12 protein-coding genes and 1 CRISPR repeat array are annotated in these 13,256 nt (G+C 69.1%); of the genes, 4 read left to right on the top strand and 8 right to left on the bottom strand.

Going from position 1 to position 13,256, the window contains the following annotated elements:
* The first annotated feature begins 252 nt into the window (after window positions 1-252).
* The gene (locus DSY14_RS04835) at window positions 253-1,554 is read left to right on the top strand and encodes a DUF418 domain-containing protein (RefSeq protein ID WP_307851129.1); all 1,302 of its coding nucleotides are present in this window, start codon (window positions 253-255) and stop codon (window positions 1,552-1,554) included.
* 81 nt (window positions 1,555-1,635) lie between these two features.
* Here DSY14_RS04835 and DSY14_RS04840 read toward each other — a convergent pair whose 3' ends face one another.
* The 3 genes from DSY14_RS04840 to aceA form a co-directional block, all read right to left on the bottom strand.
* Complete coding sequence (locus tag DSY14_RS04840; protein ID WP_211715227.1) at window positions 1,636-2,511, bottom strand: CPBP family intramembrane glutamic endopeptidase; 876 nt, start codon at window positions 2,509-2,511, stop codon at window positions 1,636-1,638.
* A gap of 148 nt (window positions 2,512-2,659) precedes the next feature.
* The gene (locus DSY14_RS04845) at window positions 2,660-2,872 is read right to left on the bottom strand and encodes a hypothetical protein (RefSeq protein WP_211715228.1); all 213 of its coding nucleotides are present in this window, start codon (window positions 2,870-2,872) and stop codon (window positions 2,660-2,662) included.
* 669 nt (window positions 2,873-3,541) lie between these two features.
* Window positions 3,542-4,840: an isocitrate lyase gene (gene aceA, locus DSY14_RS04850; RefSeq protein WP_211715229.1), complete on the bottom strand. Its 1,299-nt coding sequence runs from the start codon at window positions 4,838-4,840 to the stop codon at window positions 3,542-3,544.
* A gap of 218 nt (window positions 4,841-5,058) precedes the next feature.
* Here aceA and DSY14_RS04855 point away from each other — a divergent pair, with 218 nt between their 5' ends.
* Window positions 5,059-6,498, top strand: a complete 1,440-nt coding sequence (locus DSY14_RS04855) for a helix-turn-helix domain-containing protein (RefSeq protein WP_211715230.1) — start codon at window positions 5,059-5,061, stop codon at window positions 6,496-6,498.
* Between the two features lie 172 nt (window positions 6,499-6,670).
* Here the strand turns inward: DSY14_RS04855 and DSY14_RS04860 are convergent, their stop codons facing one another.
* From DSY14_RS04860 to DSY14_RS04880, 5 genes are all read right to left on the bottom strand, one after another.
* On the bottom strand, window positions 6,671-7,831 hold the full coding sequence (locus DSY14_RS04860) for an alpha-hydroxy-acid oxidizing protein (RefSeq protein WP_211715231.1): 1,161 nt from the start codon (window positions 7,829-7,831) through the stop codon (window positions 6,671-6,673).
* 58 nt (window positions 7,832-7,889) lie between these two features.
* The gene (locus tag DSY14_RS04865; RefSeq protein ID WP_211715232.1) at window positions 7,890-8,531 is read right to left on the bottom strand and encodes a TetR/AcrR family transcriptional regulator; all 642 of its coding nucleotides are present in this window, start codon (window positions 8,529-8,531) and stop codon (window positions 7,890-7,892) included.
* Window positions 8,532-8,701: 170 nt separating this feature from the next.
* Window positions 8,702-9,300: a CRISPR direct-repeat array (repeat unit 29 nt; unit sequence CTGCTCCCCGCGCACGCGGGGATGGACCC).
* An 83-nt stretch (window positions 9,301-9,383) separates the two neighbouring features.
* On the bottom strand, window positions 9,384-10,160 hold the full coding sequence (locus DSY14_RS04870; RefSeq protein ID WP_211715233.1) for a tyrosine-protein phosphatase: 777 nt from the start codon (window positions 10,158-10,160) through the stop codon (window positions 9,384-9,386).
* 364 nt (window positions 10,161-10,524) lie between these two features.
* Window positions 10,525-10,689, bottom strand: coding sequence for a DUF397 domain-containing protein (locus DSY14_RS04875; RefSeq protein ID WP_211715234.1), 165 nt, complete (start codon window positions 10,687-10,689; stop codon window positions 10,525-10,527).
* Window positions 10,686-11,450 carry a Scr1 family TA system antitoxin-like transcriptional regulator gene (locus DSY14_RS04880; RefSeq protein ID WP_211715235.1) on the bottom strand — a complete coding sequence of 255 codons (765 nt, stop codon included), beginning with the start codon at window positions 11,448-11,450 and terminating at the stop codon, window positions 10,686-10,688. The genes DSY14_RS04875 and DSY14_RS04880 overlap by 4 nt, the downstream gene beginning before the upstream one ends.
* Window positions 11,451-11,550: 100 nt before the next feature.
* Here DSY14_RS04880 and DSY14_RS04885 point away from each other — a divergent pair, with 100 nt between their 5' ends.
* On the top strand, window positions 11,551-11,808 hold the full coding sequence (locus DSY14_RS04885) for a hypothetical protein (protein WP_211715236.1): 258 nt from the start codon (window positions 11,551-11,553) through the stop codon (window positions 11,806-11,808).
* 385 nt (window positions 11,809-12,193) lie between these two features.
* A partial coding sequence (locus tag DSY14_RS04890; RefSeq protein ID WP_211715237.1) for an acyl-CoA dehydrogenase family protein occupies window positions 12,194-13,256 on the top strand: 1,063 nt, incomplete at its 3' end.

The raw sequence follows: 13,256 nt of genomic DNA on the forward strand, positions 1-13,256 counted from the left end.
CGCTCCCGCCGGGTGCCGTCGTGTCCCTCCCGGCGACGGCCCCGGACGAGGCCTCGCCCGAGAGGCACGGCACACGTGAGCGTGGGGGTGCGTCCCGCTGGGGGAGCGCACCGGGGCCGCCTGCGCGCGGTGTCCGCGCGCCGGGGGCCCGGCGTACTGCGGCGCGTGCCCCGAACGGCCACCCCTGGCGCGCCCCCACCAGTGACGCCACGTCACGGGCACCTCCGAGAAAAGTCACGCGCCAACGGTGACGTGGCCGCACTGCCCGTGACCGGTGCCCGGGAGCGAGGCTGTCACCATGCCCGCGAACGCTTCGACCTGGAGTCCACCACGATGACGCTCCATCGCCCCGACACCCCCGCCACCGCAGTCCGGTCGACACCGGTCGCCGAACGCGCCCTGGCGCCGGACCTGGCGCGCGGCACGATGCTGCTGTTGATCGCCCTGGCCCACGTGCCCTGGTTCCTCTACGAGACCCCGGTGGGCGCCACGATGCTGCACCCCATCGAGGGCGGCATCGCCGACCGGATCGCGCAGGCCCTGACCGTGATCATCGTGGACGCCCGCACCCACACCATGTTCGGGTTCCTCTTCGCCTACGGCGTCGGCCAGCTGTACGTACGCCAGACCTCGCGCGGCACCGACCCCCGGGACGCCCGCCGGCTCCTGCGCCGCCGCCACCTCTGGATGCTCGTCTTCGGCGCGGTGCACGCCACCCTGCTGTGGCAGGGCGACATCATCGGGGTCTACGGCCTCATCGGGCTGATCATGGTGCCGCTGTTCCTCGGCCGCACCGATCGCACCCTCCGGATCTGGATCATCTGCCTGCTGGTCGTGGGCGCCCTGATCACCCTCGCCTCCACCATCGCGGGCATGACGCAGACCCCCGACGCGGCCGTGACGGCCGACCTCCAGCGGCTCAGCATCGCCGAGACCGACTACGTGGACTCCGCCGCGATCCGCTTCCCCACCTGGCTGGTCACCCTGTTCTCCGGCCTGTTCACCCTCGCCCTGCCGACGGCGTTCCTCATCGGTATGCTCGCGGCCCGGCACCGTCTCCTGGAAGAGCCCGCCCGCCACCTGTCGCTGCTGCGCAGGGTCGCGTTCCTGGGCATCCTCGTCGGTTGGACCACCGGTGTCGTCCAGGCACTCCAGCACGTGGGCGTCCTGGACGTGCTCCCCCCGACCGCTCTGGGCGGGGCGCACTTCTACACCGGCATCTTCGCCGGCGTGGGCTACGCCGCGCTCTTCGGGCTCATCGCCCACCGCATCGACACGCGCCGCACCCGGGAGGCCCTGCCGGTGCGCGCCCTGGTGGCCCTGGGCCGGCGCTCCCTCAGCGGCTACCTCGCCCAGTCGCTGGTGTTCGCCCCGTTCCTGGCGGCCTGGGGTCTGGGGCTCGGCGTCCACCTGTCGAGCTGGTCCGCGGCGCTCGTGGCCGTGGCCACCTGGCTGTGCACCGTGGTGCTGGCGTTCTGGATGGACCGCGCCGGGGTGCGCGGTCCGGCGGAGACGCTGCTGCGTCGACTCACCTACCGCGGCGCACGGAGCTGACACGCGTGCGGGCGCCCGGGCTCGGGACCGGGCGCCCGCCTCCGGTGGTCCCGGACCGAACGGTCCGGGACCACCGCCGTCTCAGACCGGGAGCCAGTCGATCCGGCCGATCAGGTACACGGCCCCCACGAACGCCACGATGTCGATCACCGTGTGCGCCACCACCAGGGGCATGACACGGCCGTAGCGCAGGTAGAACCAGCCGAACACCAGTCCCATGACCAGGTTCCCGAAGAACATGCCCACCCCCTGGTAGAGGTGGTAGAAGGCGCGCAGGACCGAGCTCGCCACCACGGCCTTCCACGGTGACCAGCCCATCTGACCGAGTCGGTGCAGTAGGTATCCGACCACGATCACCTCCTCCAGGACCCCGTTCTTGAGCGCCTGCAGGATCAACACGGGCACGTCCCACCACTGGCCCTCCAGGGTGCTGGGGACGATGGTGCGGGTCAGCCCCAGCTGCCACGAGACCAGGTACACGACCAGGCCACCGGCACCGATCAGCCCGGCCAACAGCAGCCCGCTCCAGGTGTCGAACCAGGGGCGTCGCCCATCGAATCCCAACGTGCGCGCCGACTCCCCGGTGCGGTGCATCAGGTACACCACCAGCGCGACCGGGGCCATCGCGAAGATCACCGCGTACAGCTGGAACGACAGGTCGAGCCACGGCCGGTCCTCGGCCCGGGAGCGGATCAGGTTCGCGGTCTGATCGGCCATCGACTCCGGCGCCGTGAGCACGCCGAGGAACGAGATGGTCGCCGAGATCGCGGCGGCGCCCAGGGACAGGGCGAGCACGCACAGGATCTCCCAGCGCAGCAGGGAGCGGCCGGGCAACAGGTTCGGGATCGTGGTGGTCACGGCCGGGCCCGGGGCCTTCGCGGGGCTGTCGGGAGTCGGCACGGGGCCCGCGAGGGAAGGAGTGGGCTCGCTCGGGTCCGGGTGGATTCTGTCGGTCACGAGTCGAATGTACCCGTGGGTCCCGAGGCGCGCTGGAGTGTCGTCGGTGGCTCGGAGGCGGTGCGCGGCTCGGCGCCCGGGGCACGGGGCGGGCGGCGCCGCGTCCTCGCCGTCCCGCCCGTGCGGTGGTGCGGTGTGGGGTCGGGGGTCAGTCGTCGTCCTCTTCGAGGCCGTCGTCCATGCCGTCCTCTTCCATGCCGTCGTCGAGACCGTCCTCGCCTTCGAGCTCGACGCCCGGGTCGTCGGTGGCGGTGTCCTCACAGGCGGCGACACCGAGGACGGCGACGGCCGCGATCGCGCCTCCGGCCAGCACGCGTCGACCGGTGGTGAGCAACTCCTTGCTGATGTCCTCGAGCTTCACAGTGACTCCATGTGATCGGGGATGTGTGCCGTGGGTCCACCCGTACGAACGCCGACGGCCGGCTCTTCGAGAGCGACCACGGGGACGACGCGTATCGGATGTTATCGTTCCGTGACCCATGCGTTTTTCACCCTAGAGGTGTTTCTCCGGCGTGAACAGGGGGGTGATCACGATTTCCCCGGTGTCGGTCATCGGATACCCCTTCGTCCCTGGTAGAGGGGTATAAGGACGTTCATCCGGCGTCGGGTCGGCGATTTCCGACCCTTTCTCCGGCCGTTTTCCGAGGGATGCGTGTGCCGTTCCCGGGTGCATCCGCCGAGGGCAAGGGAACGGCGGTGGAACGTGAGGCGAACGGGAGGAACGGCCCGGCGCACGGGGTGATTCTCCCGGGTCGGGAAGGGGTCCTGCGCGTTCGGTGGCACGCCGCAGGTCGCCTCCCCACGGTCACCCGGAGTCACTTGTTTCTCGATGGTCACCCGATCATCGGGCGTATCACCCGACACCGAGCGGTGCGCTCCCGTTCGGTCGGTACCCGGGCACGAAGCGACCGTCGGCCCCGCGCGTGTGACACGGAGCGCGCGGGGCCGACGGCCAGGGGGGGAGGCCGTCCCGCCCCGCCCCAGCCACGAAAGCGGGGAGGGACGACCTCGGGGGAAGCGAAGACCAGAATCAGTGAGCCGCTGAGAACTGGTCTTCCTCGGTGGAACCGGTGAGGGCGGTGGTGCTGCCCTCGGGTGCGATGGTCGTGCTCACGGCGTCGAAGTAGCCGGTGCCGACCTCGCGCTGGTGGCGGGTCGCGGTGTAGCCGGCGGCCTCCGCCGCGAACTCGGCCTCCTGGAGCTCGACGTACGAGGTCATCCCGTTCTGGGCGTAGCCCTTGGCCAGGGTGAACATCGAGTGGTTGAGCGAGTGGAAGCCCGCCAGGGTGATGAACTGGAACTTGTAACCCATGTGGCCCAGCTCGCGCTGGAACTTCGCGATCGTCGCGTCGTCCAGGTGCCGCTTCCAGTTGAAGGACGGCGAGCAGTTGTAGGCCAGCATCTGGTCGGGGTACTGCGCCTTGATGCGCTCGGCGAAGTCGCGGGCGACCTCCAGGTCGGGGGTCGCGGTCTCCATCCAGAGCAGGTCGGAGTGGGGCGCGTAGGCCAGGCCGCGGGCGATGCAGGCGTCCACGCCGTTGCGGAAGCGGTAGAAGCCCTCGCCGGTGCGCTCACCGGTGATGTAGGGCTGGTCGCGCTCGTCGATGTCACTGGTGATCAGGGTCGCGGCCTGAGCGTCGGTCCGCGCGATGACCAGGGACGGGACGCCCGCGACGTCGGCGGCCAGGCGCGCCGCGTTGAGGGTCTTGACGTGCTGGCCGGTGGGGATCAGCACCTTGCCGCCCAGGTGGCCGCACTTCTTCTCCGAGGCCAGCTGGTCCTCCCAATGGACGCCTGCGGCACCGGCGGCGATCATGCCCTTCATCAGCTCGAAGGCGTTGAGGGTGCCGCCGAAGCCGGCCTCGGCGTCGGCGACGATCGGGGCGAGCCACTCGGGGGCGGTGTCGTCGCCCTCGGACCAGGTGATCTGGTCGGCGCGCAGGAGCGCGTTGTTGATGCGACGCACGACCGACGGGACCGAGTTGGCCGGGTAGAGGCTCTGGTCGGGGTAGGTGTGCCCGGAGAGGTTGGCGTCGGCGGCGACCTGCCAACCGGAGAGGTAGATGGCCTTCAGTCCGGCGCGGACCTGCTGCACGGCCTGGTTGCCGGTCAGGGCACCGAGGCTGTTCACGTAGTCCTCGGAGTGGAGCAGGTCCCACAGGCGCTCGGCGCCACGACGGGCCAGGGTGTGCTCCTCGGTGACCGAACCGCGCAGCCTGACCACGTCGTCGGCGGAGTAGGTCCGCTCGATGCCCGCCCAGCGGGCGTTGGTCTCCCAGTCGCGCTGGAGCGCGGCGCTGGCTTCCTGACGACGAGCGCTGGTGCTCATGTTCGTTCCCGCCTTACGTGTAGTCCCCATGGTCTTCACACCGGTCGAGGGTGGTTCTGCCGGGGCCGGGGGCTGAGCCCCGAGCGGTAAGTTCCCCGCCGGTAACTATGATTCTTGGGCAAGATCCAGAGCTTTTCCACGCGAAATCGGGCGAAGATCGTCGTTTCTTTCCCTAGGATGAAGCCATGGCGTACTTTGGTGCTGAAGAAATACCGTCTTTGACAGGTGACCTAGATCTCGTCACCTTCGGCCAGCGGCTCCGTCACCTGCGGCGGGCCCGCGGGATGACCCTCTCCGACCTGGGGGAGCGCGTGGGGCGGGCGCCCTCGCAACTCTCGCTGTTGGAGAACGGAAAACGTGAACCCAAGCTCTCCCTCCTCGCGTCCCTGTCGTCGGCGCTCGGGGTGTCGGTGGAGGAACTGCTCTCCAAGCAGCCCCCGAGCCGGCGCGCGCAACTGGAGATCTCCGTCGAGGAGGCCCAGCGCGACCCCCTGTACCAGGACCTCAACCTCCCGCACCTGAAGATCGGCAAGCGGGTCCCCAACGACGTCCTCGAACACATCGTCGGCCTGTACGACGAACTCAAGCGACGCCACGCCAAGCCCACCGCCACCCCGGAGGAGGCCCGCCGGGCCAACGCCGACCTTCGGCGTCAGATGCGCGAGCGCGGCAACTACTTCGAGAGCATCGAACGGTCCGCCGCCGAGACCCTGGAGGCCGTCAACTACACCGCCGGGCCCCTCTCCCAGGGGCAGATCCTGGCGATCGCCACCCACCACGGTTTCTCCCTGAAGTACGTGCAGGACCTGCCGCGCTCCGTGCGCTCCCTCACCGACCACGTCAACCGGCGGATCTACCTCAAGCGCGAGACCAGCCTGGGCATGCACAGCCCGCGCACGATCCTCCTGCAGACCCTCGGCCACGTGATCCTGGGGCACAACCGGCCCAAGGACTTCGGTGACTTCCTGCGCCAGCGGGTGGAGGCCAACTACTTCGCCGCGGCCGTGCTCATCCCCGAGACCACGGCGGTGACCTACCTCCAGGAGGCCAAGAAGGCCCGCGACCTGTCGGTGGAGGACCTGCGCGACGTCTACTCGGTCTCCTACGAGATGGCCGCGCACCGGTTCACCAACCTCGCCCACCGCCACCTCGACCTCGTCTGCCACTTCATCCGCAACGACGAGACAGGCATCATCTACAAGGCCTACGAGAACGACGGACTCGTCTTCCCCACCGACGACACCGGCGCCATCGAGGGCCAACGCATGTGCCGCCAGTGGTCGGGCCGTCAGGTGTTCCAGTCGCCGGACCGGTACTCGATCTACTACCAGTACACCGACAAGCCCAACGGCACCCACTGGTGCGTGGCGCACGTCGACCCCAGCCGTGAGCGCAACTTCGCCATCACCCTGGGCGTGCCCTACAAGGAGTCGCGCTGGTTCCGCGGGCGTGAGACCACCAACCGCACCAAGTCCAACTGCCCCAGCGGCGAGTGCTGCGTGCGGCCGCCCGCGGACCTGGCCAACCGCTGGGAGGGCAACGTGTGGCCCTCGGCCCGCGCCCACTCCCACGTGTTGTCCGCGCTGCCCTCGGGCACCTTCCCCGGCGTGGACGAACACGACGTCTACACCTTCCTGGAGAAGCACAACGCCGAGTGAGCCGCCGGGTTCGGCACCACGACGACGCCCGGGGCCGGCGCGCACCCGCCGGCCCTTCGTCGTGTCGTGCGGAAGGGCGAGCGGCCCCCTCACGGCCGAAGCCCGCACGGGACGGGGAGCGCGGGAGAAGCGAGCACGGCCCGCGACACGGTCACCGTGGGCGGGGCGCGGTTCAGGCCCGGCGCTCCTTCAACGCCGCCGGGGTCAGGTCCGACAGCGACGGGTAGCCGTCCACCGCCATGAGCAGGTCGGCCTCGGCCAACAACGAGCGCAGCACGTGCACCACCCCGTCCGTCCCGCCCAGCGCCAATCCGTACACGTACGGGCGCCCGACCGCGACCGTCGTGGCGCCCAGCGCCAGCGCCTTGACCACGTCCGACCCCGACCGCACCCCGGAGTCGAAGATGATCGGCAGGTCGGTCGCGGCGGCCACGTCCGGCAGACACTCCAGCGCCGGGATGCCTCCGTTGGCCTGCCGACCTCCGTGATTGGACACGTAGACGGCGTCCACGCCTGCGTCCGCCGCCCGCCGCGCGTCGTCGGGGTGGCAGACGCCCTTGACGATCAGTGGCAGATCGGTCAGGGAACGGAGCCACGGCAGGTCGTCCCAGGTCAAGGGGTTGCCGAAGAGTCCCGCCCAGTGCGCGACCACCGCGTCCGGTGTCGCGTCCTTACCGACCTGATCCCGGAAGACCGGGTCCGAGGTGTAATTGGCCAGGCAGTGGCCGCGCAACTGCGGGAAATTCGCGGTCGCCAGGTCGCGCGGACGCCAGCCGGTGATCCAGGTGTCCAGCGTGACCACGATGCCCCGGAAACCGGCGGCCTCGGCCCGGCGGACCAGACTGGCCGCCAACTCGCGATCGGTGGGCGTGTACAGCTGGAAGAACCCGGGGGTGTCGCCGAACCGCCCCGCGACCTCCTCCAAGGGGTCCTGCGACAGGGTGGAGGCGATCATCGGCACCCCCGTCCGCGCCGCCGCCTCGGCCGTGGCGAGATCACCGTGCCCGTCCTGCGAGCACAGGCCGACCACCCCCACCGGGGCCATCATCAGGGGCGAGGGCAGGGTGATCCCGCACAGGTCGACCGACGTGTCCCGGTCGGTCGCTCCCACGAACATGCGCGGGTACAGGCCCCAGCGATGGAAGGCGGTGGCGTTGGCGTCCTGGGTGTGTTCGTCGCCCGCGCCGCCGGCGACGTAGGACCACACCGACGGCGGTAGCGCCTCGGCGGCTCTGCGCTCCAGCTCGGTGAAGGTCATGGGGTAGGGCGGTACGACGCCGGTCAGTCCGTTGAGGTAGATCTCCAACTGGTAGTCGCCGTAACGCGATCCCATGTACGCCTCCGAACGGGAAGGGGGTGACCGGCATCATCCAAGTTGACACACGCGTGTGTCAATGTTCGCGCGAACGCAACACCGGCACGAACACCTCGGCGATGTCCCCCGACAGCGCCTCCCGGGTGCGCGAGCGGTCGCCCAGCACCCAGTCGATGACCAGCTCATGCGCGGCGCCGACCAAGGCCAGGGCCTGCTTGCCGAAGGGCCGGTCCACCACCGTGCCCTCCCGGGCGCAGCGCTCGTACTCGGAGGTGAAGACGCCGGCGATCGCGTGCCGCACGGAACGCCGGCGTTCCTCCAGGGCCGGGCTCACCCCCACGCTCTCCACCGAGATGATCCGGGGGCGGCGGGGGTCGTCCAGGGAGAAGCCCAGGTAGGCGTCGACGGCGGTCATCACCCGGGCCTCCAGGGAGCCCGCCGGGGCGCTCATCGCTCGGGAGATCCGGTCCATCGCGTCGTCGACCAACATGTCGTAGACCGCGCGCAGAGCCGCTTCCCGGTCGGCGAAGTGTTCGTAGAAGTACCGGTTGGTGAGTTCGGCCTCCCGGCAGATCCGACCGACCGTCGCGGCGCGAAAGCCCGCGGTGCCGAACACCTCCAGCCCTGCCTCCAGGAGGCGCTGCCGCCGGGCCTCCTGCCGTTCGCGCGGGGGCATTCCCCGCCAGGAGCGCACGAGTTCGACGCGTGGTTCACTCATGCCCCCACGCTAGACGGGTCGGATGGTGGGACCCACGACCTTGATCAAGTGGCGCGGTCGTGCGAATCTTCCTGTGAGCTTCCGGCAATAAGAAGGTGTCCGTTTTGTCCGACTCTCGACAACATGCGAATTCGGCCCCTGCCGCCGGATAGAACCGCAGGTCAACGAGACTGCTCCCCGCGCACGCGGGGATGGACCCGACACCATCCGCATCACTGTCATCTGACACCCCTGCTCCCCGCGCACGCGGGGATGGACCCGGTGGCAAGGCGTTCCTGCCGTTCCTGCGGCCCTGCTCCCCGCGCACGCGGGGATGGACCCCAGCGCGGCGAAGGCCACCCACATCCACGACTCTGCTCCCCGCGCACGCGGGGATGGACCCCCCTCGAACACCACGAAAAGCAACCAGTTCGCGGGAACCGGGACTGCTCCCCGCGCACGCGGGGATGGACCCAACAACGCCGACGTCGTCCCGGTGGCCCAGCCTCCCGAAGACTGCTCCCCGCGCACGCGGGGATGGACCCCACGGTCCGGCCGGGTCCGCGGTCGAGGTCTCCTGCTCCCCGCGCACGCGGGGATGGACCCTGCTCCTTGATCTGCTGGAGCGCGGAGTACGGCTGCTCCCCGCGCACGCGGGGATGGACCCATCTAGGCGAAAATGTCGTCAAAGGGGTCAACCTGCTCCCCGCGCACGCGGGGATGGACCCGGCTACCGGCTGACGGTGGTGGCCACCGAGTCCCTGCTCCCCGCGGACGCGGGGATGGACCCACATCCCACCCTCACCGAGCCTCACTGGAGGCTCTTCGCCGCCCCTTACGGGAAGACACGGTCCATCCCCTGCCGGGGTGTGTTCAGTTCAGCAGGCGATCCCTGACCGTGGCGAAGTCCTCCTCGGTCACTCCCGCTTTCAGGAGTAGGGCCCGCGCGTCCAGGTCATCGAGTACGTCGAGGAGGGCGCCGCGCAGCGTCAGGCCTCGGTCGGCCAGCAGAGACTCGATGGCCGGCCCCTGGTCGGTCTGCCCCATCAGGGCGAAGAGCGGCACGAGGGCGGCGGTGGAGAGTTCGTAGTCGTCGGCTATCGCCTCGGCCTCCACCTCGGCCGAGGCGAACAACAGCAGGGTGATCAGACCGGTTCGATCGCGTCCCGCCCCACAGTGGAAGAGCACACCGCCGGGCTCCGACCGTGCCAGGGCGGTGATCACGGTGGCGCACCGCTCGGCCTTGCGCTCAAGAAAGGGCCGAAAGTACAGCGGGCTGCCGTTCAGCCGCTCGCCGTTGATCGCCTTCCAGAACTCGATGTCCTCGACATGGTCCAGGGGCACTTCCAGTCGCCGTATCCCCGTGGGGAGGGGCGTCTGTGCCGCTTCTGCTCGGAAGGCGGCGGACCCTCCTCGGCGCGTCGGACCCAGGTCCGGGCTCGGTCGTATCTCGTCCGGGTTGCGAAGGTCCACGACGGTGCGCACACCGGCCGCGTGGGCGGCCCGCCACCCCTCGGTCGTCACGAAACGCAGGTCGGCTGATCTGAGGAAGGCCCCGTGTCGGGTGGTGCGGCCGTGGCGTGTGGGGAGTCCGCCGAGGTCACGGGTGTTGAAGAACCCTTCCCAGGTGATCTCTCTGCTGTCGCTCATGGAAGCCAGGGGTACTGCACTCGCCGGCGGAAGAAAAGGTCCAAGGTCGCTTTCCGGATGTTCCGCCGGTGCGCTGAGGGCCGGACCACCCCTGGACGTGGCGCGTTCGACGTCCCCGTGGCCATCGGAGATGAGAGGAGCGGCTCGTCATCCCCGTGGCGTGAGAAGTGCCCCGCGGCGGTACCGATGTCGACCCCCACGCGTGCGAGGGCGCAAGCCACGGGTGCGCGGCGTGCGGTCGACCCGCCTTCGATGAGCAGGCGTGCGCACCGGCCCGCTTCCGTGGATCCCGGGGCCCGGTCGTCGCGGGACCCGGGGGCCGTCACCCCCGCATGCGCGCACACGGGGGTCGACGGGGGAATCGTCAGCGTACGACTTTCAGCAGGGCGAACCACTCGCCCTCGGAGAAGCGCAGGTGCCCGGCCTCCCGGTGCTGAGTGTCACGAACGTCGGCACCCGCGGGGTTTTCCCGGACCTCGACACAGTTGTGCCCTGTGTTGCTGTATGAGGATTTATGCCACTCGTTCATGTTGTGAAGCCTTCCAATATGTGCTGTGAATGCCCGGCGGGGAGGGACACCGCCATGGCCCCCATGATTAGTGAGGCCGTTTGTTCGGGGTCACTATCGTCATAGATCACGTTACCGTTCACGTGATCGCTGGAGACAACGGTTTCTCCCGAGTGCAGGCGGAACACCAGCAGTGGTGAAGTGATCGTGGCCAGGATCGAACCCTCGGGCACCAGGTGAATCGAGACCGAGCGCTCTTCCATGAGTCTCAGCAGGTGAAGAGCTTGCGCTTTGTGGGTCTGCGGCGGTGATCCCAGGAGTGCGGTCACCGGAAAAACGGCCGCGACGCGCAGTCGGGGGAGTTCGTTCAGTCGCGTGGTCCGCACCTGGGTCAAGTGGGCGATCTGTTCGTCCGTGGCCAGTGGCCAGCCCAGGCGAAAGAGCCATTCCGCGTACTCCTCGCATTGAAGGTAACCGGGGACGAGTACCGGAGAAACACACTGAAGTGTGCGCGCCCCCTCCTCCACTGCGGAAAGGGAGCTGGCCCACTCTGGTGTGGATCTGCCCGATTTGGCCAACTTCCATGAAGAGATCAGTTTCCCGTCGGCTTCGAGAAGCCTGTCCAGTTGGTCGGCGGTCTCGCGGAAGGGGAGCGAATGACCGCGTGCCCACCTGGAGACCGAAGCCGCCGAACATCCGAGGTGAGCAGCGAGCTGTTCCTGAGTCAGGCCTTTGAGTACGCGGTATCTCTTGAGGCTCTCATGGAAGGGAGGGTTGCTCATGCGTTCAAGATTACGAGAGTCTTGCGGTGCGTGTTCGTAAGTTCACAAGAATCATCCTTCTGGTGGCGGGAGGTCCGTCCGTCGGGCCAAGGTGGTGTTTATGGGTATCACGACGGAAGAACTCCGTTCGGATCTGGAGCAGGTCGCGGATTTGCTCAGAAAAAGCGGATTTCAGGTGCTTGTGCGTAGTTGCGCACGAATGATCACCATCGACCATGAGCGTCGCGAGACGTTTCTGATGTACACCGACCGGGGGTGGGTCGACCGGAACGGATTCCTCCCCGCCCGTACGCCGATCGAGGTGGCCACGCACGTCGCCACCGTCCTCGGTCGCCCGCCCAGGGCCCGGCTCGCGTGAGCGTTCCCGGGCCGACCGTGCGCTTCCTCGGTGGCCCCCGCTGCTCCTTATCGGCCCCTCGTGCCGGATTCCTCCTCGGATCCCTCGCATCCGCCCCTGGTGAAGCCGGCCTCGTTCCCTGCGCGTGAGTCATCTCGCGGTGCTCGGTCGCCCCGGCGGTGTGCCGTCGCCCGGGCCGTGCCCCTCGTTGCGCCGGCCCGGCACCTTCATCTTCGGATCGACCGTCCCGCGTGTGCGGCAGCGGTCCGCTTCTCATCCCGGAACACCTCGGGCGCTCTCTTGTGGGGCGCCCTGCTCCGTGCTCGGGCAACGGTACGTGTTACCGTTGGTAACACAAACTGGCCGCCCCTTCGCCCCCGGAGGGTCCGACAAAGGATGTATGCGCATGAGTGAGGCCACCGCACCCGTCTTCAGCCTGGAACCGAGCGAGGACGTGCGCGACGTCCGGGACTGGGCCCACGGGTTCGCCGCCGACGTCATCCGTCCCGCCGCCGCCGAATGGGACGAGCGCGAGGAGACCCCCTGGCCGATCATCCAGGAGGCCGCCAAGATCGGCCTGTACTCCCTGGACTTCTTCGCGAACCAGTGGCTGGAACCCAGCGGCCTGGGCATCCCCGTCGCCTTCGAAGAGCTCTACTGGGGCGACCCCGGCATCGCGCTGGCGATCACCGGCACCGGTCTGGCCGCCGTCTCCGTCGCCTCCAACGGCACGCGGGAGCAGCTCTTCGAGTGGGTGCCGCAGATGTTCGGCAGCGCCGATGACATCAAACTCGGCGCCTTCTGTTCCTCCGAGCCGGACGCCGGTTCCGATGTCTCCGCCATCCGGACCCGCGCCGTCTACGACCAGGCCAAGGACGAGTGGGTCCTCAACGGCGTCAAGACCTGGGCCACCAACGGCGGCATCGCCGACGTCCACGTCGTCGTGGCCAGTGTGGAACCCGAACTGGGCTCGCGCGGACAGGCGTCCTTCATCGTGCCGCCGCGCACCCCGGGGCTGTCGCAGGGGCAGAAGTTCGCCAAGCACGGCATCCGCGCCTCGCACACCGCCGAGGTGGTCCTGGACGACGTCCGTGTGCCCGGGTCCTGTCTGCTGGGTGGTAAGGAGAAGCTGGACGAGCGTCTGGCGCGCGCCCGCGAGGGCAAGCGCTCCCAGGGGCAGGCCGCCATGAAGACCTTCGAGGCCTCACGTCCGAGCGTCGGCGTCATGGCGGTCGGTTGTGCGCGTGCGGCCTACGAGTACGCGCGTGACTACTCCACCCAGCGTGAGCAGTTCGGCCGGCCCATCGGTGACAACCAGGGGGTGGCCTTCCTGTTGGCCGACATGGCCACCCGGATCGACGCCGCCCGGTTGCTCGTGTGGCGGGCGGCGTGGATGGCGCGCAACGGCAAGGACTTCACCCAGGCGGAGGGCTCCATGAGCAAGCTCTACGCCTCCGAAGCCGCCACGT

This window comes from Nocardiopsis sp. MG754419 (genome assembly GCF_018207095.1).
Classification (GTDB): domain Bacteria; phylum Actinomycetota; class Actinomycetes; order Streptosporangiales; family Streptosporangiaceae; genus Nocardiopsis.

What these genes read in the sequence shown, in the direction of transcription:
- DSY14_RS04860 (WP_211715231.1), bottom strand. Translation starts at nt 7,831, where the DNA reads ATGGGATCGCGTTACGGCGACTACCAGTTGGAGATCTACCTCAACGGA.
- DSY14_RS04865 (WP_211715232.1), bottom strand. Translation starts at nt 8,531, where the DNA reads ATGAGTGAACCACGCGTCGAACTCGTGCGCTCCTGGCGGGGAATGCCC.
- DSY14_RS04870 (WP_211715233.1), bottom strand. Translation starts at nt 10,160, where the DNA reads ATGAGCGACAGCAGAGAGATCACCTGGGAAGGGTTCTTCAACACCCGT.
- aceA (WP_211715229.1), bottom strand. Translation starts at nt 4,840, where the DNA reads ATGAGCACCAGCGCTCGTCGTCAGGAAGCCAGCGCCGCGCTCCAGCGC.
- DSY14_RS04880 (WP_211715235.1), bottom strand. Translation starts at nt 11,450, where the DNA reads ATGAGCAACCCTCCCTTCCATGAGAGCCTCAAGAGATACCGCGTACTC.
- DSY14_RS04885 (WP_211715236.1), top strand. Translation starts at nt 11,551, where the DNA reads ATGGGTATCACGACGGAAGAACTCCGTTCGGATCTGGAGCAGGTCGCG.
- DSY14_RS04875 (WP_211715234.1), bottom strand. Translation starts at nt 10,689, where the DNA reads ATGAACGAGTGGCATAAATCCTCATACAGCAACACAGGGCACAACTGT.